The organism is Nocardiopsis deserti (assembly GCF_008638355.1).
In the GTDB taxonomy this organism is placed as follows: Bacteria; Actinomycetota; Actinomycetes; order Streptosporangiales; family Streptosporangiaceae; genus Nocardiopsis; species Nocardiopsis alborubida.
Genome location: NZ_ML703348.1, coordinates 521,265 through 543,068, shown reverse-complemented (window position 1 = coordinate 543,068; position 21,804 = coordinate 521,265). Strand labels below are relative to the sequence as shown.

23 protein-coding genes and 1 tRNA gene are annotated in these 21,804 nt (G+C 72.8%); 17 read left to right on the top strand and 7 right to left on the bottom strand.

Annotated elements, in window-relative coordinates; all coding sequences use genetic code 11:
* Positions 1–129: 129 nt before the first annotated feature.
* The gene (locus tag FYW99_RS05080; protein ID WP_150250779.1) at positions 130–588 is read right to left on the bottom strand and encodes a flavin reductase family protein; all 459 of its coding nucleotides are present in this window, start codon (positions 586–588) and stop codon (positions 130–132) included.
* Positions 589–602: 14 nt separating this feature from the next.
* Positions 603–2,312, bottom strand: a complete 1,710-nt coding sequence (sppA, locus tag FYW99_RS05075; protein ID WP_150250661.1) for a signal peptide peptidase SppA — start codon at positions 2,310–2,312, stop codon at positions 603–605.
* 127 nt (positions 2,313–2,439) lie between these two features.
* Here sppA and FYW99_RS05070 point away from each other — a divergent pair, with 127 nt between their 5' ends.
* The 4 genes from FYW99_RS05070 (at position 2,440) to FYW99_RS05055 (ending at position 7,481) form a co-directional block, all read left to right on the top strand.
* Positions 2,440–3,108 (top strand): hypothetical protein, encoded by a 669-nt coding sequence (locus FYW99_RS05070; RefSeq protein WP_150250659.1) that lies wholly within the window; start codon positions 2,440–2,442, stop codon positions 3,106–3,108.
* Positions 3,109–3,250: 142 nt separating this feature from the next.
* A complete protein-coding gene (locus tag FYW99_RS05065) occupies positions 3,251–4,579 on the top strand; it encodes a M16 family metallopeptidase (protein ID WP_150250657.1) in 1,329 nt (442 codons plus the stop codon).
* 42 nt (positions 4,580–4,621) lie between these two features.
* Positions 4,622–5,971, top strand: coding sequence for a M16 family metallopeptidase (locus tag FYW99_RS05060; protein WP_150250655.1), 1,350 nt, complete (start codon positions 4,622–4,624; stop codon positions 5,969–5,971).
* A gap of 253 nt (positions 5,972–6,224) precedes the next feature.
* A complete protein-coding gene (locus tag FYW99_RS05055) occupies positions 6,225–7,481 on the top strand; it encodes a serine/threonine-protein kinase (protein WP_394350329.1) in 1,257 nt (418 codons plus the stop codon).
* Positions 7,482–7,573: 92 nt separating this feature from the next.
* On the opposite strand, the gene FYW99_RS05050 is transcribed toward FYW99_RS05055, so the two are convergent.
* A tRNA-Leu gene (locus FYW99_RS05050) sits at positions 7,574–7,648 on the bottom strand.
* Positions 7,649–7,738: 90 nt separating this feature from the next.
* Positions 7,739–8,221: a thioredoxin-dependent thiol peroxidase gene (gene bcp, locus FYW99_RS05045; RefSeq protein ID WP_017568093.1), complete on the bottom strand. Its 483-nt coding sequence runs from the start codon at positions 8,219–8,221 to the stop codon at positions 7,739–7,741.
* 315 nt (positions 8,222–8,536) lie between these two features.
* Between bcp and FYW99_RS05040 the strand changes: the two genes are divergently transcribed.
* Both FYW99_RS05040 and FYW99_RS05035 read left to right on the top strand, forming a co-directional pair.
* Complete coding sequence (locus FYW99_RS05040; protein WP_150250653.1) at positions 8,537–9,655, top strand: CDP-alcohol phosphatidyltransferase family protein; 1,119 nt, start codon at positions 8,537–8,539, stop codon at positions 9,653–9,655.
* Between the two features lie 15 nt (positions 9,656–9,670).
* Positions 9,671–10,069: a DUF3618 domain-containing protein gene (locus tag FYW99_RS05035; protein ID WP_150250651.1), complete on the top strand. Its 399-nt coding sequence runs from the start codon at positions 9,671–9,673 to the stop codon at positions 10,067–10,069.
* 160 nt (positions 10,070–10,229) lie between these two features.
* Here FYW99_RS05035 and FYW99_RS05030 read toward each other — a convergent pair whose 3' ends face one another.
* Positions 10,230–11,456, bottom strand: a complete 1,227-nt coding sequence (locus FYW99_RS05030) for an amino acid deaminase/aldolase (RefSeq protein ID WP_150250649.1) — start codon at positions 11,454–11,456, stop codon at positions 10,230–10,232.
* 167 nt (positions 11,457–11,623) lie between these two features.
* On the opposite strand from FYW99_RS05030, the gene purU reads away from it, so the two are divergent.
* The 8 genes from purU (at position 11,624) to FYW99_RS04990 (ending at position 15,925) form a co-directional block, all read left to right on the top strand.
* Entirely contained in the window at positions 11,624–12,523 is a 900-nt protein-coding gene (gene purU / locus FYW99_RS05025) for a formyltetrahydrofolate deformylase (RefSeq protein WP_150250647.1), read from the top strand.
* Positions 12,524–12,882: 359 nt separating this feature from the next.
* Positions 12,883–13,356: an Asp23/Gls24 family envelope stress response protein gene (locus tag FYW99_RS05020; protein ID WP_150250645.1), complete on the top strand. Its 474-nt coding sequence runs from the start codon at positions 12,883–12,885 to the stop codon at positions 13,354–13,356.
* A complete protein-coding gene (locus tag FYW99_RS05015) occupies positions 13,356–13,676 on the top strand; it encodes a hypothetical protein (protein ID WP_150250643.1) in 321 nt (106 codons plus the stop codon). Before FYW99_RS05020 ends, FYW99_RS05015 begins: the two co-directional genes overlap by 1 nt.
* A gap of 38 nt (positions 13,677–13,714) precedes the next feature.
* Positions 13,715–13,888: a hypothetical protein gene (locus FYW99_RS05010; RefSeq protein WP_013151469.1), complete on the top strand. Its 174-nt coding sequence runs from the start codon at positions 13,715–13,717 to the stop codon at positions 13,886–13,888.
* Positions 13,889–13,905: 17 nt separating this feature from the next.
* Positions 13,906–14,280, top strand: a complete 375-nt coding sequence (locus FYW99_RS05005) for an Asp23/Gls24 family envelope stress response protein (RefSeq protein ID WP_150250640.1) — start codon at positions 13,906–13,908, stop codon at positions 14,278–14,280.
* A 1-nt stretch (position 14,281) separates the two neighbouring features.
* Positions 14,282–14,887, top strand: coding sequence for a DUF6286 domain-containing protein (locus FYW99_RS05000; protein WP_150250638.1), 606 nt, complete (start codon positions 14,282–14,284; stop codon positions 14,885–14,887).
* A 2-nt stretch (positions 14,888–14,889) separates the two neighbouring features.
* Positions 14,890–15,480, top strand: a complete 591-nt coding sequence (locus tag FYW99_RS04995) for an Asp23/Gls24 family envelope stress response protein (RefSeq protein WP_150250636.1) — start codon at positions 14,890–14,892, stop codon at positions 15,478–15,480.
* 43 nt (positions 15,481–15,523) lie between these two features.
* Entirely contained in the window at positions 15,524–15,925 is a 402-nt protein-coding gene (locus tag FYW99_RS04990; RefSeq protein ID WP_190394553.1) for a VOC family protein, read from the top strand.
* A gap of 43 nt (positions 15,926–15,968) precedes the next feature.
* On the opposite strand, the gene FYW99_RS04985 is transcribed toward FYW99_RS04990, so the two are convergent.
* Positions 15,969–17,225: a metal-dependent hydrolase family protein gene (locus FYW99_RS04985; RefSeq protein ID WP_150250634.1), complete on the bottom strand. Its 1,257-nt coding sequence runs from the start codon at positions 17,223–17,225 to the stop codon at positions 15,969–15,971.
* Between the two features lie 121 nt (positions 17,226–17,346).
* On the opposite strand from FYW99_RS04985, the gene FYW99_RS04980 reads away from it, so the two are divergent.
* The 3 genes from FYW99_RS04980 (at position 17,347) to FYW99_RS04970 (ending at position 20,214) form a co-directional block, all read left to right on the top strand.
* Complete coding sequence (locus FYW99_RS04980; protein ID WP_150250632.1) at positions 17,347–18,180, top strand: MurR/RpiR family transcriptional regulator; 834 nt, start codon at positions 17,347–17,349, stop codon at positions 18,178–18,180.
* A 190-nt stretch (positions 18,181–18,370) separates the two neighbouring features.
* A complete protein-coding gene (locus tag FYW99_RS04975; RefSeq protein ID WP_150250630.1) occupies positions 18,371–19,801 on the top strand; it encodes a sodium:solute symporter family protein in 1,431 nt (476 codons plus the stop codon).
* A 128-nt stretch (positions 19,802–19,929) separates the two neighbouring features.
* A complete protein-coding gene (locus tag FYW99_RS04970) occupies positions 19,930–20,214 on the top strand; it encodes a hypothetical protein (protein ID WP_150250628.1) in 285 nt (94 codons plus the stop codon).
* 165 nt (positions 20,215–20,379) lie between these two features.
* On the opposite strand, the gene FYW99_RS04965 is transcribed toward FYW99_RS04970, so the two are convergent.
* Positions 20,380–21,792: an L-serine ammonia-lyase gene (locus tag FYW99_RS04965; RefSeq protein WP_150250626.1), complete on the bottom strand. Its 1,413-nt coding sequence runs from the start codon at positions 21,790–21,792 to the stop codon at positions 20,380–20,382.
* Positions 21,793–21,804: the final 12 nt, after the last annotated feature.

The window sequence follows — 21,804 nt, the reverse complement described above, 5'->3', positions numbered from 1 at the left end:
GGGCCTGGGCCGAGGCGGCGGAGGGGTCGCGCGCCTCGGCTCCGCGGGGGGTGAGGCGCTGGCGCGCCTCACCCCCGGGGGGCCTCCGCTCCCGCCTGATCCACCGGCCCGCCCACTCCACGGGTCCGCCTATTCGACGACCCGGTACCGGCCGGAACGGCGGGCCAGGGCCGGGCCCCGGCCCCGGACCTCCGGCAGGTTGGTGACCTCGGCGAAGAAGACCACGTGGTCGCCGACCGGCACCTGTTGGCGCACGGAGCACTCCAGTGCGGCCAGGGCTTCGTCCAGCACGATCGCGCGGGTGTGTTCGCCCCGGTGGTGGGGCTGGTCCGTCACCAGCAGGCGTGCGCTGGGACGGCCCTCGGCGGAGAAGCGCCCGGCCACGGCCCGCTGGCCGCCGCCCAGCACGTTGACGGCGAAGGCGCCGACCTCCTCGATCACCTCGGCCATGTAGCCGCTGGCGTCGACGCTGACCGACACCACGGGCGGGTCGGCCGAGACCGACCCGAAGGCGCTGACGGTGGCTCCCACGTCGTCGCGGCCGTCGGCGACGGTCACCACCGTGACGCCGACGGGCAGCAGGGCCATCGCATCCAGGTACGTCAACGGATCTCCCAGAGCCCCGGCATCATCAGCGGACCGCCGACGGGCAGCCCCATCGCCACGGCCACGTGCTCCAGGGGACCCCAGGCGCTGACCACGGTCTGCGGTCCGGAGGCCGCCACGTCCTCGCTGGACTCGTGCTGGCGGATCCGGTCGAGCGGGTGCGGCCGGGGGAAGGCCCGCACCGGGAGCGGCCCCGCGCCCGCCTTCTTCCGGGCCAGCCGAACGGCGGTCTCCAGGCCGCCGAGCTCGTCCACCAGACCGCGCTCGTGGGCGTCGCGGCCGGTCCACACCCGGCCCCGGGCCACCTCGTGCACCTGCTCTCGGGTCATCTTGCGCGCGGTGGCGACCTTGCCGGTGAAGTCCTCGTAGATCTCGTCCAGGAGCGCGTTGACCCGCTCCCACTCCGACTCGGTGAAGGGCCGGTCGGTGTCGAACATGCCCGCGTGCTCGCCGGTGCGCACGGAGTCGCTGGTCACGCCGTACTGCTTCTTCAGCGCGCCGAGGACCGGCTTTCCGGTGATCACGCCGATGGAGCCGGTCAGGGTGCCCGGCTGCGCGACGACCGCGTCGGAGCCCAGGGTCACGTAGTAGCCGCCGGACGCGGCGACGTCGCCCATCACGGCCACCACGGGGATGCCCGCCTGACTGGTCAGCTCGCTCTCGCGGCGGATCGCGTCGGAGGCGGTGGGGGAGCCTCCCCGGCTGTCCACCCGGAACACGACCGCCTTGACCCGGGGATCCTTGCGCGCGGCGCGGAAGGCCGCGGCCACGGTGTCCGAACCCATGACGGTGCCGCCGCCCAGCGGCGAGCGCCGCGTCCGGCCCAGGCTGATCGTCCCGGTGGCCGAGATCAGCGCGATGTAGCCCTTGGTGTCACGGGACAGCTGCGGCGGCGTGTGCTTGCGGTGGTAGCGGGTGACGAACTGCAGTTGCGGTCCGCTGTCACCCTGCTTCCCGCGTGCCTCCTGGGCCTCGGCCAGCACCTGCGCGTACACCTCGTCCCGGTGGGCGAGCCCGTCGACCAGGTTCTTGCCGACCGCCTCGCGGGCCAGGAACGGGCCCTGCGAGACCAGCGCGCGCACCTCCTCCCGGGACAGTCCCCGGGCCTGCGAGACCGCCTCGACGATCTGGTCGCCCAGGGAGGTGACGATCCGGTCGCTGGCCTCGCGCTGGGCGGCGGTGTAACCGGTCTCGGTGACGCTGTTCATCGCGTTCTTGTACTCGTGGCGCGCGCCCACCTCGTAGGACACGTCCAGCCTGTCCAGAGCGCCCTTGACGAACGTCGTGCGCATCATCAGGCCGGTCAGGCCGAGCACGCCGGTGGGCGCCATGAACACGCGTGAGAACGCGCAGGCCAGGTAGTAGGGCAGGTTCCCCTCGCCGGTCTCGCCGAAGGAGTCGGCCCAGGCCACCGCGGGCTTGCCCGCCGCGCGGAAGTCGGCGACGGTGCGGCGCAGCTCCTGGACCTTGGCGAATCCCAGGGAGCGGGCGTCCACCCGGACCAGGAGGGCCGCCACCCGCGGGTCGCGCGCGCCGCGGCGGATCCCCTCCAGAACGTCCAGGTACTGCTGCCTGCGCCGGTTCATGATCTGGCTGACCGGATCCCCGGGGGCCTGGTCGGCGACCCCCTCCGTCAGGTCCAGCTCCAGCACCAGCGGCCCCTGGGGGCGCTGTCGGGTCTTCATGATCTTCGCGAGGTCCACCATGGGCCCAGCGTAGTGCTCCGGGGGTGTGGAACGCCGTCCGGAACGTGCCGAATCGGGCGATGCGGTCGGTGGGCGCGCTAAGGTCAACGGTGTCTTCGAGCACGGGATCCACGAGAGGGACGACGGCATGGCGGGCATCCACGGGCGACGGCGGCGGGTACGCGCCGCACGCGTCGGCACGGGAACGGTCGCGGCTGCCGCGGCGCTGCTGCTCCTGGCGGCCTGCTCCGGCGGGAGCGAGGCCGAACTACAGCTCGGCGAGAGCGGCCCCCTGCCCGCGGCGGAGCCCCCGGCGCCGGAGGAGTTCGCCACCGAGAGCATCGAGGGCGTGTCCGTCAAGGTCCCCGAGGGCTGGCAGACCCAGAACGAGGGCGGCGTGCTCTGCGTGAGCCCGCCGGGGCAGGAGCCCTGCGGGTACGGCTCGGTGCAGCTGACCCCGCACGCGGCCGAGAAGCACCCCCAGAGCTGGCCGGGCGAGGGCGAGGCCTTCACCGAGGACGACGGATGGGCGGCCGACACCGGCAGCTGCCGCAGCCTCAACACCGCCGCGTCCGGGGGCATCGGCGTGGAGGGGGCCGAGCTCGCGGTCTCCGACTTCACCGACCACGCCGACGGCCTCACCTCGCACCACTCGGTGTGGAACGTGTCGTGCGTCAACGGCGACACCTTCGAGGTGCGTATGTGGTTCCTACCGGTCAGCGACGTCCTGCTCTACGTGTGGTCGGCCGACTCCCAGTACTCCGCCGTGTACGACGAGATCGCCCTGTCCATGGACACCAGCGAGTACCAGAGCTGACCGTCGCGGTTTCGGTTCGACCGATTACCCGATCGGGTGTCCCCGCGGTCCGATGAGGCCGTAGGGTCGTACTCGTTACGACGACGACGGCCGCCCGCGCGGGCGGCGCGGTCGCAGGCGACGTGAATCGGGGGCAGCACTGGTGACCACCATCGGAGCGGCGGGACGTGTCGTTCAGTACACGCTCGACAATGGATTGCGCCTGGTGACCGCTGCGGCCTCCACGGGACAGGTCGCCTCCGTGAACCTGTGGTACGGCGTGGGGTCCCGGCACGAGGTCCCCGGGCGCACGGGGTTCGCGCACCTCTTCGAGCACCTGATGTTCCAGGGCAGCGGCGGCGTCGCCAAGGGCGAGCACTTCGAGGAGGTCGAGCGGCTCGGCGGCGACATCAACGCCTCCACCTCGACCGACCGCACCAACTACTACGAGACGGTCCCCGAGCACGCCCTGGACCGGATCCTGTGGCTGGAGGCCGACCGGCTGGCGACCCTGCGCGAGGGCATGACCCAGGAGGTCCTGGACAACCAGCGCGACGTCGTCAAGAACGAGCGCCGCCAGCGCTACGACAACCAGCCCTACGGCACCGCCCTGGAGCGCATCCTGCGCCTGGCCTACCCCGAGGGCCACCCCTACCACCACCCGACCATCGGCTCCATGGCCGACCTGGACGCCGCCGACCTCGACTACGTCAAGTCGTTCCACAAGGTCCACTACGGCCCGGACAACTGCGTGCTCACCGTGGTCAGCGACCTCGACCCCGAGGACGTCCGGGACCGCGTCGAGAAGTTCTTCGGCTCCATCCCGGCCCGCGAGACCGTCCCCGAGGCGCCCGACGCCACACTGGAGGCCCCGCTGGGCGGCCCGGTCCGCGACGCGGTCACCGAGACCGTGCCCGCCGCCGGGGTGTTCGTCGGCTTCCGCGTCGACCCCTACGGCGAGCGCGGGTTCGACGTCATGCACCTGGCCTCGGCCGTCCTGGGCCAGGGGCAGGGCAGCCGCCTGTACCGCTCCCTGGTGGTGGACCGCCCCATCGCCGCCGACGACGGCGGGGGCGCCGCCGACATCCTGCCGTTCCGCTACACCGACAGCCTGATGCTGGTGAACATGCTCGCCCGCGAGGGCGTCAGCGGTGACACGCTGGAGGCGGCCATGCGCGAGGAGATCGCCAAACTGGCCGCCGGGATCACCGAGGAGGAGCTGGACCGGGCCCGCGCCGTCCTGGAGCGCGACCACCTCCAGTCCATCTCCAGCCCCTCCGGGCTCGCCGACAGCATCAGCAGCTGCACCCAGCTGTTCGACGACCCCGAACTGGCCTACACCTGGCCCCGGCGCTGGGACGACATCACCGCCGAGGAGGTGCGGGCCGCCGCCGAGCGCGTGCTGGTCGACGACAACCTGCTCGTCGTCCGATTCGACCCCGAGGAGTCCGCGGCCGCCGAGGCGGCCGGGGCCGACACCGTCGACGCCTGACCCGGGTTCCGTTACCGCAAGCCGCAGAAAGAGCCGCAGAGCATGCCGCAGAAGTCTCGCCCCGGTCTCGGTGCCGTAGCGTCCTACACCTTTCCCAAGCCCCGCCGCCTCACCGTGGGCGGCGGCACGGTCGTCGCCATCGACGTACCCGGCCAACAGCTCGTCTCCCTCCGCCTCGTGCACCCCCACGGCGGTGCCGCCGAGCCGCTCGACGCCATGGGCGTCAGCGCGCTGACCAGCGAGGTCCTGGAGGACGGCCCCGACGGCAACAGCTCCCTGGCGCCCGCCCTGGAGCGCCACGGCGCCGAGTGGGTCTCCCGCGTCAACTGGGACGCCTTCATCACCGGGCTGGACGCCCCCGCGGGCCGCCTGCCCGAGGCGGTCCGCCTGTTCGCCGACGCGGTGCGCCGCCCCGCGCTGGCCCCCGACGACGTCGTCCGCCGCCGCGACCAGCTGCTGGAGCGGTTCTGGCTGGAGGCGGCCTCGGCCGGGACCCTGGCCATGCGCAGCCTGGGCGGGCAGCTGTTCACCGGCCGCTACGCCACGCCGCTCGCGGGCGGCCCGGTGCGGCTGGCCGACGTCACCCCCGAGGCCGTGGCGGCCTTCCACGCCGACTCCGTCGCCTCGGTGGCCGGAACCCTCGTGGTCGTCGGCGACCTCACCGGGATCGACCTGGAGGAGCTGGGCAAGACCGTGTTCGGCGACGCCGCTGCCGTGGGGGCGACCGAGCCGACCGCGCCCGCGCCGCCGCCCGGGGATCTGCCCCGCGTCCTGATCGTGGACCGGCCCGGCTCCGTGCAGTCCGCCCTGGTCATCGCGCACCGCGCCCCCGCCCGCTCGCAGGTGGACCTGCCGCGCGCCGAGGGCGTCAGCGAGATCCTGGGCGGCATGTTCACCTCCCGGCTCAACCTGGAGCTGCGCGAGCGCCTGGGCTACACCTACGGCGCCGGGTCCCGCTTCGACCTGCGCCGCGACAGCGGGGTGTTCTTCATGTCCACCCAGGTCGAGGCCGACACCACCGCCCACTCGGTCACCTCCTCGCTGGAGCAGGTCGCCAAGCTGCGCGAGTCGGGGGTCACCGAGGAGGAGCTGGCCGCCGTGCGCGACTCCAACACGGTGGGCCTGCCGGTCACCTACGCCACGGCGCGCGCCATGGCCGGGGCCCTGGTCGACATGGTGGTGCACGACCTTCCCGAGGACCACGTGGACCGCGTCCGGGCCGGGTACGAGAGGCTCACCAAGGAGTCCCTGGACAGCGCCGCCACCGAGTACCTGCGCCCCGAGGAGTCGGTCGTGGTGGTCGTCGGCGACGCCGAGCGCCTGCGCCAGCCGCTCACCGACACCGGGATCGGCCCGGTCGAGGTGCGCACCCCCGACTCGCTCTGGACCTGAGGCCGCCGGGTGCGCGGGAGGCCCGCCCGCGCACCCGCGCCGCCCCCCGTCAGCAGGCACGGGAGCGTCGGAGTGAGAGCTACGTCACTGCATGCTGGGGTTGTCGTCGGACATAACGAAAGCGAACCTATGTGTCCGTGATGTGGCAACCACCAGCATGGATCCGGCGTCCTGCTGGTATAACGAGTGATCCGTGCACCTACGTGGTGACAGCGACCGCAATGCTCCCGCAGGAGGCCACCATGGCCGGTGAATGGACCCGTGGATAACCGTGTCCTCCCTAGAGAACCCCCACACGCAGCGCCCTGAGGCGTCGCGCTCCTCCGCGCGACAGGAGGCGGCCGACACGGCCGAACCCCGTCCGGAGGGACGCCTGCTCAAGGGGCGCTACCAGTTGGTGTCGGAGATCGCCCGGGGCGGTGTCGGCACCGTCTGGCGCGCCACCGACCTGGTCATCGACCGCGAGGTGGCCGTCAAGGAGCTGCGCCTGCCCGCGGACCTGAGCCGCTCCGAGCGCGAGTCGCTCCTGCAGCGCACCACCCGTGAGGCCCGCGTAGCCGGACGCCTCACCCACCCCGGCCTGGTCACCGTCCTGGACGTCGTGGACGAGGACGACCGCCCCTGGATCGTCATGGAGCTGGTGGAGGCCTCCACCCTGGAGGAGCTCATCCAGGTGGGCGGTCCGCTGCCCTACCAGCGCGTGGCCGAGATCGGCCTCCAGCTCATCGACGCCCTCAAGGTCGCGCACGCCGAGGGCATCGTGCACCGCGACGTCAAGCCCGAGAACGTGATGATCAGCCAGGCGGGGCGGGTCGTGCTCACCGACTTCGGGCTGGCCGCCTGGAACGGCGAGTCGGCGCTGAGCGCGTCCGGGCGCATCATCGGCTCCCCGGCCTACATCCCGCCGGAGCGGGCCAAGGCGGGGCCGGTGGGACCCGAGTCCGACCTGTGGTCCCTGGGCGCCACCCTGTACGCGGCGGTGGAGGGGCACCCTCCCTACGACCGCAAGGGCTACATCAAGATCCTGCGCCAGGAGCAGCTGGACGAGCCCGCCGAGGCCGCCAGCGCGGGCCCGCTGGCACCGGTGCTGGCCGGGCTGCTCCGGGTGGAGCCCGCGGAGCGGCTGACCGCGGAGAACGCCACCAAGATGCTGCGGATCGCGGCCCTGGCGCCGTGGGCGCCCGAGACGAGCCCGGAGACGGCCGCCCAGGGCACCGCCACACCCGCTGACCCCCGCCCCGGGGGCGAGGAGCGCGAGTCGGCCCGTGAGCACTTCAAGGCGGGCGCGCACGTGCTCGCCGAGTCCATCAACGAGCGGCTGCGCAACAGCCCCGAGGCGATGAACTCGGTCATGACCTCGATCCGCGAGTCCACGGACACGCTGGGGCTGACCAGTTCGGGCAAGCACGCCGAGCGCAGCCGCCTGCCCGCGGTGGCCACCATCGCCGCGGTCTCCCTCGGCGTCCTGGTGCTGCTCGCGGTCATGCTCTGGGCGCTGCTCGGCCGCTAGCCGGCGGCCCTTCGGGGCCGCCGTGAGGCAGGGGTTCTGGACTGCGGTGGCGGACTGAGCGCACCGGCGGACAGTGAAACCCTGTGTGCAAGTGGGGCCGGCGGGATTCGAACCCGCACTGTACAGCACCTAAAGCTGCCGTCTCCTGCCAGTTGGACTACGGCCCCTTCCGGACAACTGTACCGGTGCCGGGCGCGGGGCCCGGCCGCCTGGGAGTCCGGGCCCCCAGTGGCCGGGGGCCGCCCCCGGCACCCGTGTCACAGGCCCAGTTCCCTCTTGATCCGGTCGACGTGGCCGGTGGCCTTCACGTTGTAGAAGGCCTTCTCCACCCGGCCGTCGGTGCCCACGACGACGGTGGAGCGGATGACGCCCTGCACGACGCGGCCGTAGTTCTTCTTCTCGCCGAAGGCGCCGTAGGCGCGCAGGGTGTCCTTGTCCGGGTCGCCCAGCAGCGGGAAGGTCAGCCCCTCCTTCTCGCGGAACCTGGCCAGCTTGTCGCTCGTGTCCGGGGACACGCCCAGGACGGTGAGGCCCGCGGAGTCGAAGTCGCGCAAGTTGTCGCGGAAGTCGCAGGCCTGCGTGGTGCACCCGGGGGTCATGGCCGCCGGGTAGAAGTACAGGACGACGCGCTTGCCGGTGGAGGCCAGCACCTCGCTCAGGGTGACGGGCTTGCCGTCGGCGTCGTCGAGGGTGAAGTCGGGTGCCTGGTCGCCGGGCTCCAGGCGGATCGGGTCGCTCACGTGGTGTCCCCCTTGGGTTCGCGGGCGGGGCGGCGCCGCCCCGCCGACTCTCGCCCTCACCCTAGCGACCCCCGCCTTCCGGTGCCCCGCGAGCTGGCGCTTCGTCGGCTGTGCCAGGCTGGGGGTACGGTCTTCGGTTGCGATTCCGGTTCGGTTCGCCCGCATCCGGAGTGACCAGCGGTGCGATCACCTATTGTTGACCGCACTCGTCCTGTCGTTCGGCCCCGGCGACGTCCGCCGCGCACCGGGGACGCCGCGTCGGCGGCGCCCGGCGGGCCGGAACACACCCGCTTCGCTTGGAGAGTATTGGCGACGATGCCTGGATTCACACTCGACGAGGTCAGGGCCCGGACCCTCAAGGAGCGCGACTCCTGGTGGACGGTCTACCTCGTGGACCCCATCGCGGTCCGGCTCGTGCGCCTGGTGGCCAACCGCACCTCGATCACCCCCAACCAGCTGACGGTGGTCGCGCTCTTCCTCGGGCTCGGCGCGGCCGTCTGCTTCTCGCTGGGCTACCGCCACTTCCTGGCGCTGGGCGCGCTGCTGTACCTGCTCTCCTTCCTCATGGACTGCACGGACGGCAAGCTGGCCCGGCTCACCGGCTCGGAGTCGCTGTTCGGGTCGTGGATGGACTACGTCTCCGACCGGTTCCGGGTGCTGGTGTGCGTGGTCGCCCTGATGGGCGGACAGTACGTCGTCGCCGAGGACGCCGAGGGCAACGGGCCGGTGTGGTTCGTGTGGCTGGCCCTGGCCGTGGTCTTCCTGGACATGCTGCGCTACCTCAACGCGCTCCAGGTGTACAAGGTCCGCAGGGAGATGCGCTCGCACCTGGCCGCCGCCCTGGAGAGGGCCCGCGCCACCCTGTCGATGCTGGAGCCGGAGGAGGACGACACCGGCTCGGCCACCGGCGCGGGCGGGCGGACGATGAGCGACGGCGGCGAGCAGGCGGTGCTGCGCCACGGCATCGGCGTGTTGGAGCAGATCCTGCACAGCCAGAACGAGCGCGAGGCCCGCAACCAGCGCACGGCGGGCAAGCAGCCCGACCTCACCCTGCCCAAGGTGGACCTGCACCAGGAGTTCCGCAACCGCTTCCCGTGGTACCAGCGGTTCTGGTCGTCCCTCAACGCCAGGCGGATCAGAACGCACCTGGTGGGCGGCATCGAGTTCCAGATGTCGGTGTTCGTGATCGCTCCGCTGGCGGCCGCCGTGTTCGGCGCGCCGTCCCTTATCGGGTGGATCACCGCCGTGGCGGGTGTTTTGCTCCTCGCCTTCGAGATCGCCATCATCTATAAACTGTGGTTGTCCACGCGGGACTTCTTCCGCGTGGTCGACGGAATCGACAGCGCGCTGAGATTCTCCGGTCCGTCCGACGGCGCGGAGGAAGGGAGCCGGGACACCGGCTCGGACACGGGTTCTCAGACGACCCTGCGCTAGTGGAGAGAGGCACCCATGACGGGACGTGACACCGAACCGCGCCTGACCCCGGCGGACGTCGTCGCCGAGATCAACCGCGAACAGCGTCAGCTCGCCGAGACCCTGGACGAGCTGAGCGTGCAGGCCCGGCCCGCCAACATCGCCCGCAGGCAGATGGAGAGGGCCCGCGAACGCGGCGCCCGGATCGTGGACGAGGCGCGCGCCCTGGTGGTCGGGGGCGGCGCGGTGCGCGTGGAGAGCCACCCGGTGGAGCCCGAGGAGGGCAGCATCGTCGTCAAGGGTGACGGCCACGTCGTCACCACCTACCAGTCGCGCGGCCAGCTCCCCCCGGAGGCGCTGCTGCTCGCGGTCGGCGTCGGCGCGGTCGTCGCCGTGGGCGTGGTGGCCTGGGCGGTGCACCGCAGCAGGAAGTAGTCCCGGGCCGGCACACGGTCGGAGGGGTCCGCGGACGCGGGCCCCTCCTCGTGTGCGCGGCGTCCGCCGGGACGGGGCGGGCCGGGTGTCAAGGTTTGCGGGGCGGCTGGGTCGGCCTCCGGTACGGGCCGCGGCCATGCGCGGGCCCGGAGGGCGCTGACTAGAGGAAGGTCCGGCCCTCGCCCCGGTAGGTGGGCACGGCGCCCGCGTACTCCCCGGTGTCGGAGTCCACCAGGTGCAGGGTGTCGAAGCGCTCGCACAGCTCTCCGGCCTTGGCGTGGCGCATCCACACCCGGTCGCCGACGGACAGGCCGTCGGCCGCGGCGCCGAGCAGGGGCGTCTGTACCTCGCCCGCGCCCTCGTTGGCGCTGTAGGAGAGCCCGGCGGGCAGGTGGGGGAGCGGTGCGCGGTGGGCGTTCACGGGCCCCGAGGCGGGGTAGCCGCCGCCGAGGGCGGTGGCCACGCCCGGTCCGGGGCGGCGCACGACGGGGAGCGCGAACAGGGCGGCGGGGCGTCCGCCGAAGGAGCGGTAGTGGTCGAACAGGTGCGGGTGGTAGAGCCCCGAGCCCGCCGCCAGCTCGGTCACGGCCCTCTCCCGCCCGGTGGTGTGCAGGCTGCCGGTGCCCCCGCCGTTGACGAAGCGCAGGTCGGCGATCTCCCTGACGGCGTGCACGATGGCGGCCCGGCGCTTGGCCAGCTCCACGGCCGAGCGGCGCTGGACGGCGCGCAGGAGGCCGCCGTAGAGCGGTCTGCCGGGCGGGGCGTCGCCGACTCCGGCGATCTGGCCCTCGTAGGCCATGATCCCGTCCAGCTCCAGTTCGGGGCGGACCGCGACGGCGCGGGCGAACGCGGCGGCCTGGGCCGGGGTGCGCACGGGGGAGCGGTAGGTGCCCACGCGCAGGCGCGGCCCGACGGGCTGCCAGCTGGTGTCCACGTCCAGGCACACCCGGACCGGCGGGGCGTCGGGGCCGCGGGACTCTGCGGCGTCGGCGACGGCGGCGCTGATCAGGTCCAGGTGCGCGGTGTCGTCCACCATCAGGGTGATCGAGCGGGCGGCGCGGGGGTCGCGCACGAGCCTGGCCAGGGCCCGGCGGTCGACGGTGGGGTAGGCGACGAGGACGTCGTCGCTGAGGGGGCGCTCGCCTGTGGCCAGCCAGAGGGCCTCGGGCAGGGTGAAGGCCATGACGCCCGCGTAACCGGGCAGGGCGAGGACGGTGCGCAGCAGCTCGCGGCTGCGCACGGACTTGCTGGCGACCCGGATGGGTCTGCCGTGGGCGCGGCGGGTGAGGTCGGCCGCGTTGGCGCGCAGGGCGGCGATGTCGACGAGGGCGAAGGGGGCTTCGAGTCCGCGTGTGGCGGCCTCGTACGTTTCGCGCAGACTTGTCATGCCCTGAGCATGCCAGAACATGAATCTCTTTCATATTCTCGGCGGAAAAGGGGACGCGGTACCCGTGCGGCGGACGGCTTCGCGGTAACCGGCCCCCGGTACCGCGGGGGCGATACCCTGGGGTGTCACGGCTGATCAGCCGTCCGACCCCGGGAGTGGTTCTTTCCATGAGTGAGCGTGAGTACGTTCTGACCCTTTCGTGCCCCGACAGTAGGGGCATCGTCGCGGCTGTGGCCAACCTGCTGTCCGACCACGGTTGCAACATCACCGAGAGTCAGCAGTACGGCGACCACTACACGGGACGCTTCTTCCTGCGGATGCAGTTCGTGGCCGAGCGGGGCGGGGACGGCGCGGCTGGGGAGGCGGCGGGGGAGGACGTCCTGCGCAGCGCCTTCGCGGCGCTCGCGGGTGACTTCGGCGGCGGGGGCGGCGACGCGTTCGTGGAGTGGACCCTCAGTCCCCGCGACGTGCGCCCGCGCATGATCGTGATGGTGTCCAGGTTCGGCCACTGCCTCAACGACCTGCTCTACCGCCAGCGCAGCGGCCTGCTGGACGCGGACATCGCCGCCGTGGTCTCCAACCACCCCGACCTGGGGTTCCTGGCCGACTCCTACGGTGTGGACTTCCACCACCTGCCGGTCACGGCCGGGAGCAAGAAGGAGCAGGAGGCGCGCCTGCTGGAGCTGGTCGACTCCTACGACGTGGACCTGGTGGTCCTGGCGCGCTACATGCAGGTGCTCTCCGAGCAGCTGTGCACCAAGATGTCCGGCCGGATCATCAACATCCACCACTCCTTCCTGCCCAGCTTCAAGGGTGCCCGGCCCTACCACCAGGCGCACGCGCGCGGTGTGAAGCTGATCGGTGCGACCGCCCACTACGTCACCGCCGACCTCGACGAGGGACCGATCATCGAGCAGGAGGTGTCCCGGGTGGACCACACGCACAGCCCGGAGCAGCTCACGGCGATCGGCCGGGACCTGGAGTCGGTGGCGCTGGCGCGCGCGGTCAACTGGCACGCGCAGCGCCGCGTGCTGCTCAACGGGGACAAGACGGTCATCTTCGGCTGAACCGGGCGCCCGCCGCGGGTTGGCGGGGATTGGCTTCCGCACGGGGGCGCCTGCGGGCGCCCCCGTGCGTTTTCCTGCCCCGGTCAGGTTCTCGACGCTGTTTTGGACAGGGGATGGGGCTGGCATTGCCCGTTCCGACCAGGAAAAATTACTCAGAGTACCTTGTCGGCTACGGTGTGTGTGTATATGGTGTGACCAGTTCGACATCCTTCCGGCCATGACACGGGCCCGGGTTTCGGTCCGGCCCTCTGGGAGGGCACATCCGCCGGGAAGGCGCGGGGAGCGGTCCGGGGGCACCCCCGGGGTGCCGAGACCGCCCGTGCGGCCCGCACACTGCGTAGGGGGACCCAGTGACGGACATGAGGACCGAGACCAAGGTGCCGGGAGCCCGCGAGTCGGGCCGGACGAACCGGGGGGACTCCTCGCACGAGGAGGGCGGGCGCACCCAGATCGCGGACGGTGTGGTCGCCAAGATCGCCGGAATGGCCGCGCGTGAGATCGGCGGTGTACACGCCATGGGCGGCGGGACCGCGCGTGCCGTCGGCGCCGTCAGGGACGCGGTGACCCGGAGTGGCGGCGAGAGCGGTTCGGTCTCGCGGGGCGTCTCGGTCGAGGTGGGCGAGCGCCAGGCCGCCGTCGACATCGACCTGGTCGTCGAGTACGGCACCGCCATCCAGGACCTGGCCGCGGCCGTGCGCCGCAACGTCACCTCGGCGGTGGAGCGCATGACCGGGCTGGAGGTCACCGAGATCAACATCAAGGTGGACGACATCCACCTGCCCGACGAGGACCGCGGCGAGGACGACGGCGAGTCCGCGCCCCGGGTCCAGTGATGGCGGCCGCCGACGAGGACCCGGGCGAGGTCGCCCGGCGCCTGGTGGAGGAGGCCGAGCGCTTTCCGGACGTGGTGGAGCTGTCCTCGGGGAGCTTCGGAACGCTGACCACGCCCGTTCCCGGAGGACGGGTCCTCGGGGTGGCGGTACGCGCCGACAGCGTCGAGGTCGGCGTCGTGGTCCGGTTCGGGCGGCCCCTGCCGGAGATCGCCGCCGAGCTGCGCCGCGACCTGACCCCGATCGCCGGGGGCCGTACCGTCCACGTGTCCGTGGAGGACGTGGTCGCGGGGCTGAGGGACGGCGCGCGGACGGGCGGTTGAGCAGGCAGCATCGGGTGCTGGACAAGAGGGGGGAAGCCATGTGGCCCATCGTCGGACTGTCCTACGGGACGGTACTGGGTCTGGCCGCCGCGTTCGGCGGGTTCACGGCCTTCGCGCTGGTCCTGATCCTGGGGCTCGCGGGGTTCGTCGCCGGTCGGGCGATGGAGGGCGAGATCGACCTCACCGCGATGTTCTCGCGGCGCTCCGCCTGAGATGTGAGGGAGCGGACGTGGCCGGAGTGCGGACCAGTACGGTTCCCCGACAGAGGGAACGCCCGGGCGACGAGGCCGCCCGGGAGCGGACCGGGGGCGGGGGCGACCGCGACCCGGGCGGCCGCACCGTCATCGAACCCGGTGTGGTCGAGAAGGCGGCCGCGCGGGCGGTCCGCGAGGTCCCCGGAGCCCTCCCCGCCCGGTCGCGCACGGCGCGGGCCCGGGTGAGCGGCGAGGTCGTGCTGCTCAGGCTGCGGATCGGCGTCCACTACCCGCACTCCGTGCGCGAGGTCGCCGCACGGGTGCGCGGGCACGTGGGGCAGCGGATCGAGCGGATCACCGGGAAGCGGGTCCACCACATCGACATCGAGATCGCGGAGTTGGTGCGCTGACATGACCACCGTGGAAGAGGTGCTCGGACGCCCCGACCAGGGCGTCGACCGCCGGGCCAGGCGGGTGGCCGTCCACACGTTCCGTCCGCGGCGGTCCTGGCCCGCGGTGATCACGGGCCTCGTGATCCTCCTCGTGGCCATCGTGGCCGCCGCAGAGGTGATCTCGGCCCTGGCGGGGAGCCCGCTGGGGCTGATCCCGGTCGGCGCGGCCAGCGGGTACGCGGCGACCGCGACCTGGTCGATGCCGTCGGTGCAGATCGCCTCGGCGGTCCTGGCGCTGATCGGACTGGCCCTGATCGTGGCCGCCCTGACCCCCGGCCGGGGGCGCTGGACGGCGCTGCGCACAGACGACCCCGCCCTGGTGGTGGGGCTGACCCGGCCCGCGCTGCGCCGGGCGGTGGCCGCCGCGGCCGAGGGTGTCAGCGGCGTCGACGGCGTGCACGTGACGGTGCGCGGCAACAGGATCCGGGTGCACGCGCGCACCGGGATGCGCAGGTCGGCGGGGCTGCCCGCCGAGGTGACCGCGGCCGTGGAGCGGCGGTTGGAGGAGCTGGCGCCGCTGCGCAGCATGCGGATCGCCACCCACGTGCGGTACGCGGAGGGTTGACCATGGCTGGTGACAGGTCGCGCAGGTCGGCGCGGGGGAACCGGTGGGGACTGGCGGTCGTGGGCGCGGTGCTGCTCGTCGCCGGGCTGGTGTCGCTGGCCGCGGGACGCGGCCTGTTCGGCGGGGGAGCGGCCGACAGCGCCCTGCTCGGCCCCGGGGTCCGGGAGGCGCTCGACCAGCAGTGGGTGCCCTACGCGGTGGTCGCGGTGGCCTTCGTCGCCGGTTTCCTGGCGCTGCGCTGGCTGATGGCCCAGGGGCTCAACGACACGGTGGGGCGCCTGGTCCTGGAACGCGGAGACCAGGGGCGGTTGGAGATGTCCGAGAACGTGGCTCGCGGGGCCCTGGAGCAGGAGGTCGCCGACTACCCGGGTGTGCGCCGCGCCCGCGCACGGTTGACCGAGTCCGCCGAGGCGCCGCACCTGCGGTTGGCGCTGACCCTGGACGACGACGCGGACGTGGTCGGGGTGTGGCGGCGGGTGAGCTCGGAGGCGCTGGCGAACCTGCGCCGGGCGCTGGACCTGGAGCAGGTGCCGGCCGTCGTGCGGATGTCGATGACGGCACCGGCCAAGAACCCGCGGCGCAGCCTGGCCTGAGCCGGTGCCGCGGATTGTCGGCACCCGCTGTTAGCTTCGTCACATGACTCGAATGACCTTCGTGAACCTGCCCGTCAAGAGCGTCGACGCCACCCGCGAGTTCTTCAGCGCGCTGGGTTTCGGCTACGACGAGACCTTCTCCGACGACAAGGCGCTGTGCATGGTCGTCAGCGACGAATCGCGCGTCCTGTTCCTGTCCGAACCCTTCTTCGCGGAGTTCACACCCTCGGGGATAGCCGACACCTCCGCGGGCTCGGAGGTGATCACCTGCCTGAGCGCCGACAGCCGCGAGGACGTCGACCGGATCGCGGAGGCCGCCGCCGTGGCCGGGGCGACCCACGCCAGGACCATCGAGCACACCGGCATGTACTCGCGCTCCTTCGCCGACCCCGACGGCCACCTCTGGGAGTTCCTGTACATGGACGCGACCGCCACCATCTCCTGAACGGCGGTGGGCACGGGTCCCGGGTCCGCGCCCACCGGCCGCGTCAGCGCACGGTGTCGCGCTCGTGGCGGACCCGGCCGTCGCGCAGCACGGTGCGCACGTTCGCCTCCGGCGAGGCCAGGACCCCGATGTCGGCGAGCGGGTCGCCGTCGACCACCACGAGATCGGCCCGCGCTCCGTCGCGCAGGGTGCCGACGACCCCCTCCAACCCCAGGAGCCGGGCGGCGTTGACGGTGGCGGCGCGCAGCACGTCCGCGGCGGGCTGGACCCGGCCGCGGATGGCGAACTCCTGGCTCTGGCGGTCCTGCATGCCGCCGAGCAGGTCGCTGCCGAAGACCAGGTTCACCCCGGCCTCGTGGGCCATGCGCAGGGCGTCCAGCCCCCGGCTGAGCACGGTGTCCACCTTGGCCTGGCTGGCCTCGGGCAGCCCGTTGGCGGCCCCCTGGAGGGAGAGCTCCTGGTAGGTGACGAGGGTGGGCACCAGGTAGGCGTCGTGCTCCAGGAACAGCTCGACGCTGCTCTCGTCGATGAGGTTGCCGTGTTCGATGCAGCGCACACCGAGCCGGAGCCCGCGGTTGACGGCGCGGGCGGTGTAGGCGTGGCCGGTCACGTAGCGGTTGGCCGCCTCGGCCTCCTCCACCACGGCCCGGATCTCGTCCTCGGAGGACTGGGTGGAGTCGATGCGGTCGGTGGGGGAGGCCACGCCGCCCGAGAGCATGATCTTGAGGTGGTGGGCGCCGGTGCGCAGCTGCTCGCGGGCCGCGCGGCGGAACTCCACGGGCCCGTCGCAGACGATGCCCGCCCCGGGGCAGCAGGCGTGGGTGTCGTTGCCCTGGCGTCCGGGCGCGCGGAAGTCGCCGTGACCGCCGGTCTGCGACAGCGCCTTGCCGCCGAACATGAGCCGGGGGCCGTCGACGAGCCCCTCCTCGACCGCCCTGGCCAGACCCCAGTCGCCCCCGGCGACGTCGCGGACGGTGGTGAAGCCGCGCCTGAGCATGGCGCCCAGGGAACGGCCCGCGTAGCTGGCGACGTAGGAGGGCGACTCGTCCATCGCGGCGCCGAGGTCGGCGCTGAAGGCGGTCGGGTGCACGTGGGCGTCGATCAGGCCCGGCATGAGGGTGGCCCCCGCCAGGTCCACGGTCGGCACCTGCGGGCCCACCTCGGGCGGGGCCCCCTGGCCACTGCCCGCGATGAGGCCGTCCCGCACCAGGAGCCAGGAGTCGGGGATGCGCGTTCCCGCCTCGGGGTCGAGCAGACCGGCGCCGGTGAAGAGGATGTGCGGTTCTGGCTGGCGGGTCATGGATACCTCCGTCGGGGTTCGCGTTCTTGCAATATATGTTGCATCACGTGGGGGAGGCCACCCCGAGGGGGTGGTATCGCTTGGGAGGTGGCGCGGTCCGGGGCGCCGGGACGGAGGGACGATGGCGGACTGGATCGGGGACGCGCTCGGCGGTGGACGCCTGGGACGCGCGGCCGAGCGCGTGGTCAGGGTGCTGCGGGACGAGCCGAGGTTCGCCTCCTACGCGAGCACCGCCGAGCTCGCCGAACGGGCCGGGGTCAACGTCGCCACGGTCGTGCGGGCCGCGCAGGCCCTCGGGTTCACCGGCTGGCCCGCCCTGCGCGTCGAGCTGCGCTCGCGCTACCTGGCCTCGCTCAGCGCCGGAGAGGTCCTGGCCGAGCACGCCGGGGCCGACGCCGACCCCGTGCGCGAGGCCTTCCGCGCCGACCGTGAAGGGCTGCGCGACCTGGAGCGGACCCTGGACCCCGCCCGGGTGCGCGCCCTGGCGGGCGCGGTGCACGGGGCGCGTCGGACACGGGTGGTGGGTTCGGGGACCTTCGCGGCGCCGGGTGTGCAGCTCGCGCACGCCGCGGGGATCATGGGCTACGACGTGGAGCGGCTGGCGCTGGGGGGCACCGGCCTGGTCGGCGCGCTGGCGCGGATGGGCCCCGACGACCTGCTGCTGGCGTGCGACCTGTGGCGGCTGCCCGTCGCACTGCGGTCGGCGGCGCGGGTGGCCCGGGAGCGCGCGGTGCCGGTGGCGGTGATCACCGACCGCAGGGACTCCCCGCTGGTGGAGGGGGCGGCGCACGTGCTCCTGGTGCCGAGCGAGGGCGTGGGCATGTTCCCCTCGCTCACGCCGGTGATGGCGGTCGTCCACGCGCTGCTGGCCGAACTGGCCCGGATCGGCGGGGACGCGGTGCTGACGGCTGTGCGTGACACCGAGCGGCTCTGGGAGGACCTGGAGCTCTTCTGAGCGACGCCCAGGGGAACTACCTGGGACGACGCGGTGACACCACTGTGACGTGATCAGGGTCACGTTACATGCAATAAGTGTTGCAATTCACCTGATGGGGCTGCTTACATGGCCCGGTCGGACCGCCTTCGGAAGGCCGGTTCCTCGCGTCCACATCCCCTGCTTCTGAACCTCGCCGCGAAGGTGGCCCATGCAGACGACCCATCTCGTGATCCTCGCCGTGTACATCCTGGCCATGCTCGGGATCGCCCTCTACTTCGTGCGCTCGGGCAGGCTGCGCGGCGGCGACGACTTCCTGTTCGCCGGGCGCAGCCTCCCCCGCCCCGTCATGATCGCCACCATGCTGGTCACCTGGGTCGGCTCGGGGACCATCATCGGCGGCGCCAACTTCGCCTACACCTACGGCCCCATGGCGGGCATGGTCTTCTTCGCGGGAACTCCGCTGGGCATCCTGGTCCTGCTCCTGGCGGCCCGCCGGATCCGCCGCGCGTCCCGGCACACCATCCCCGAACTGCTGGAGGTGCGCTTCGGCATCGGCGTGCGCACCGTCGCCGCCGTGGTCACCACCATCGCCTTCCTGGGTCTGACCGCCTCGCAGTTCGTCGGCGGCGGGTACGTCGTCAGCCTGGTCACACCGCTGTCCGCCACCCAGGGGACGCTGTTCGTCGCGGCCGTCGTGACGCTGCTGACCGTCACCGGCGGCCTGTTCTCGGTCGCCTACACCGACTTCGTCTCGGCCATCCTCATCGTGCTCGGCCTGTTCGTGTCGCTGCCGCTGGTGTTCGCCGCGGTCGGCGGCCCCGGCGCCTACTGGGACGGCCTGCCCGAGCAGGCGACCACCTTCAGCGGCGGGCTCACCGCCCTCCAGCTCCTCGGCTACTTCCTGCCGCTCTTCCTGCTGCTGCTCGCCGACCAGAACATGTACCAGCGCCTGGCCGCGGCCAAGGACGAACGCGAGGCCCGCTCCTCGACCGCGGGCATGCTCGTGGGCAGCTTCTTCGTCTTCGTCCCCGTCGTGCTCCTCGCCACCGCCGCCGCGGTCCTCATGCCCGGCATCAACGGTGACATGGCGGTCCTGAGCCTGGCCTCCGAGGGCTACCTCCCGGCGGTGCTGGGCGGCCTGATCCTGGCCGGGGCGGTCGCCTTCGTCATCACGACCGGTTCCTCGTACATGCTCTCCTGCGCCTCCAACGTCGCCTACGACCTGTACGCCCGCTTCGCCGGGGACAGCGTGGACGAGCGCCGCAAGCTCGTGGTCCAGCGCCTCTCGGTCCTGGGCATCGCCCTCGCGGGCCTCGCGCTGAGCCTGTTCTTCCCGACCGTGCTGGAGCTGCAGATGTACTCCTACACGGTCTACGGCGCCGCGATCACCCCGGTGGTCCTTTCGGTGCTGTTCTGGAAGCGCGCGACCACGGCGGGCGCCGTCGCCGCTCTGGTGGTCGGCGCCGCCACCACCATCGGGTGGCAGGTCGCCGGGACCCCGGGCGGCCTCAACGCGGTCATCATCGCCCTGCCCGCCGCCCTGGTCGCGCTCGTCGCGGTCAGCCTGCTCACCAGGGCACCCGACCCCGCGCGGGTGGCCGCGGCCGAGGCGCCCGCGCCCACCGGGACCGACGCCTGACACATGCGGGGGCCGCGCCCGAACGGGAGCGGTCCCCGTCGCGCCTTCGCCGGGGGCGCGGACGGACCGCTCCCCCCGGCCGCCGTCGCCACCCCGGGCACGGCCGGGAGCGGTCCTAGGATGGGCCCATGCCGGGGCAGAGACGCAGACGCGAACGCGAGGCACGCCGGGCCAGGGACAGGAAGTCACGGCAGGCGCGGGGCCGCTGGGAGGTGCTCTTCGAGACCACCGACGAGGCGGAGTGGCTTGCCTACCACCGGCGGAGGAGAAAGGGCTCGGCCCTCTGCTCCGAGGAGGACCTGCGCATCGACGTCCTGTGCGGGCGCGGGGCGTACCCCACCACCTACCGCCTCAGCGTGCTCGTGTCCGGTGACCTGGACCGCGACGCGTGCCTTCGCTCCCTCCGGCCGTGACGCCGGAGCCCGGTGCGTCGCTCCTCCGGCCGGAACCCCCATCTGGCCCCGGACCTCGTGGTGGTTCCTGGACGACACGAGGGCAGGAGAGCCCTCACCGGTGGGGCCCTGACCGATCCGGTGGTCCGCCCGACACCCGCACGTGCGCTCTTGTGGGGCGGGCCCTCAGCACTCGATGACGTTGACGGCCAGGCCGCCGCGCGAGGTCTCCTTGTACTTGTCCATCATGTCGCGGCCGGTGTCGCGCATGGTCCGGATGACCTTGTCCAGCGACACGAAGTGGCTGCCGTCGCCGCGCAGCGCGATGCGCGCGGCGCTGATCGCCTTGACCGAGGCCAGCGCGTTGCGCTCGATGCACGGCACCTGCACCAGGCCGCCGATGGGGTCGCAGGTCAGCCCCAGGTTGTGCTCCATGGCGATCTCGGCGGCGTTCTCCACCTGGGCGGGGGTGCCGCCCAGCACCTCGGCCAGCCCGGCGGCGGCCATCGAGGAGGCTGAGCCCACCTCACCCTGGCAGCCCACCTCGGCGCCCGAGATCGACGCGTTCTGTTTGAACAGGATGCCCACGGCCCCCGCGGTCAGCAGGAAGCGCACCACGCCCTCGTCGCCCGCGCCCGGGCTGAAGTGCAGGTAGTAGTGCAGCACGGCGGGCACGATGCCCGCCGCCCCGTTGGTCGGAGCGGTCACCACGCGGCCGCCCGCGGCGTTCTCCTCGTTCACGGCCAGCGCGTAGAGCGTGATCCAGTCGCTGCCGCGCATGGGGTCGGAGTCCACCTCCGTCGGCGCCAGCAGGCCCGACTCGTCGCAGTTGCCGCCCAGCTGCCGGTACAGGCGGTGCGCCCGCCGGGGCACCTTCAGCCCGCCGGGCAGGCTGCCCTCTGTGGTCACTCCGCGGCGCACGCACTGGCGCATCGCCTCCCACAGCACGAGCAGTTCGGCGCGCACCTGCGCGGGGGAGCGCCCGAACGCCCGCTCGTTGGCGAGCATCACCGCGCTGATCGACATCCCGGTGTCGGCGCAGATCCCCAGCAGTTCCTCGGCGCTGTCGAAGGGGTGGGGCACCTCGGTGTCGTCGGCCTTGATCCGGTCCGCGCCCGCCGCGCGCTCGTCCACGACGAACCCGCCGCCCACCGAGTAGTACACCTTCGCCGCCAGCTCGGCGCCGGAGGAGTCCAGCGCCACGAACCGCATCCCGTTGGGGTGGTCGGGCAGGCTCTCCCTGCGGCGGAAGTCCACGTCCACGGCCGGGTCGAAGGCCACCGGCGGCCCCTCGGGCCCGCCCAGGTACAGGGTCCGCTCCTCGCGCACCCGCTCCACCAGCTCGGGTACCGCGTCCACGTCCACGTGCTCGGGGGTGTGCCCCATCAGTCCCAGGACCACCGCCCGGTCACTGCCGTGCCCCTTGCCGGTGAGCGCCAGGGAACCGTACAGCTCCGCGCGCACGTGGGCCACGCCGTCGAGCAGGCCCTCCTCGCGCAGTCCGGCCACGAACGTGCGCGCGGCCTTCATCGGCCCGACCGTGTGCGAGCTGGACGGTCCGATCCCGATCTTGAACAGGTCGAACACGCTGATGGCCATGGCTGTCCTCCT

What these genes read in the sequence shown, in the direction of transcription:
- FYW99_RS05080 (WP_150250779.1), bottom strand. Translation starts at nt 588, where the DNA reads ATGGCCCTGCTGCCCGTCGGCGTCACGGTGGTGACCGTCGCCGACGGC.
- sppA (WP_150250661.1), bottom strand. Translation starts at nt 2,312, where the DNA reads ATGGTGGACCTCGCGAAGATCATGAAGACCCGACAGCGCCCCCAGGGG.
- FYW99_RS05070 (WP_150250659.1), top strand. Translation starts at nt 2,440, where the DNA reads ATGGCGGGCATCCACGGGCGACGGCGGCGGGTACGCGCCGCACGCGTC.
- FYW99_RS05060 (WP_150250655.1), top strand. Translation starts at nt 4,622, where the DNA reads ATGCCGCAGAAGTCTCGCCCCGGTCTCGGTGCCGTAGCGTCCTACACC.
- FYW99_RS05055 (WP_394350329.1), top strand. Translation starts at nt 6,225, where the DNA reads ATGGACCCGTGGATAACCGTGTCCTCCCTAGAGAACCCCCACACGCAG.
- FYW99_RS05040 (WP_150250653.1), top strand. Translation starts at nt 8,537, where the DNA reads ATGCCTGGATTCACACTCGACGAGGTCAGGGCCCGGACCCTCAAGGAG.
- FYW99_RS05035 (WP_150250651.1), top strand. Translation starts at nt 9,671, where the DNA reads ATGACGGGACGTGACACCGAACCGCGCCTGACCCCGGCGGACGTCGTC.
- FYW99_RS05030 (WP_150250649.1), bottom strand. Translation starts at nt 11,456, where the DNA reads ATGACAAGTCTGCGCGAAACGTACGAGGCCGCCACACGCGGACTCGAA.
- purU (WP_150250647.1), top strand. Translation starts at nt 11,624, where the DNA reads ATGAGTGAGCGTGAGTACGTTCTGACCCTTTCGTGCCCCGACAGTAGG.
- FYW99_RS05020 (WP_150250645.1), top strand. Translation starts at nt 12,883, where the DNA reads ATGAGGACCGAGACCAAGGTGCCGGGAGCCCGCGAGTCGGGCCGGACG.
- FYW99_RS05015 (WP_150250643.1), top strand. Translation starts at nt 13,356, where the DNA reads ATGGCGGCCGCCGACGAGGACCCGGGCGAGGTCGCCCGGCGCCTGGTG.
- FYW99_RS05010 (WP_013151469.1), top strand. Translation starts at nt 13,715, where the DNA reads ATGTGGCCCATCGTCGGACTGTCCTACGGGACGGTACTGGGTCTGGCC.
- FYW99_RS05000 (WP_150250638.1), top strand. Translation starts at nt 14,282, where the DNA reads ATGACCACCGTGGAAGAGGTGCTCGGACGCCCCGACCAGGGCGTCGAC.
- FYW99_RS04995 (WP_150250636.1), top strand. Translation starts at nt 14,890, where the DNA reads ATGGCTGGTGACAGGTCGCGCAGGTCGGCGCGGGGGAACCGGTGGGGA.
- FYW99_RS04990 (WP_190394553.1), top strand. Translation starts at nt 15,524, where the DNA reads ATGACTCGAATGACCTTCGTGAACCTGCCCGTCAAGAGCGTCGACGCC.
- FYW99_RS04985 (WP_150250634.1), bottom strand. Translation starts at nt 17,225, where the DNA reads ATGACCCGCCAGCCAGAACCGCACATCCTCTTCACCGGCGCCGGTCTG.
- FYW99_RS04980 (WP_150250632.1), top strand. Translation starts at nt 17,347, where the DNA reads ATGGCGGACTGGATCGGGGACGCGCTCGGCGGTGGACGCCTGGGACGC.
- FYW99_RS04975 (WP_150250630.1), top strand. Translation starts at nt 18,371, where the DNA reads ATGCAGACGACCCATCTCGTGATCCTCGCCGTGTACATCCTGGCCATG.
- FYW99_RS04970 (WP_150250628.1), top strand. Translation starts at nt 19,930, where the DNA reads ATGCCGGGGCAGAGACGCAGACGCGAACGCGAGGCACGCCGGGCCAGG.
- FYW99_RS04965 (WP_150250626.1), bottom strand. Translation starts at nt 21,792, where the DNA reads ATGGCCATCAGCGTGTTCGACCTGTTCAAGATCGGGATCGGACCGTCC.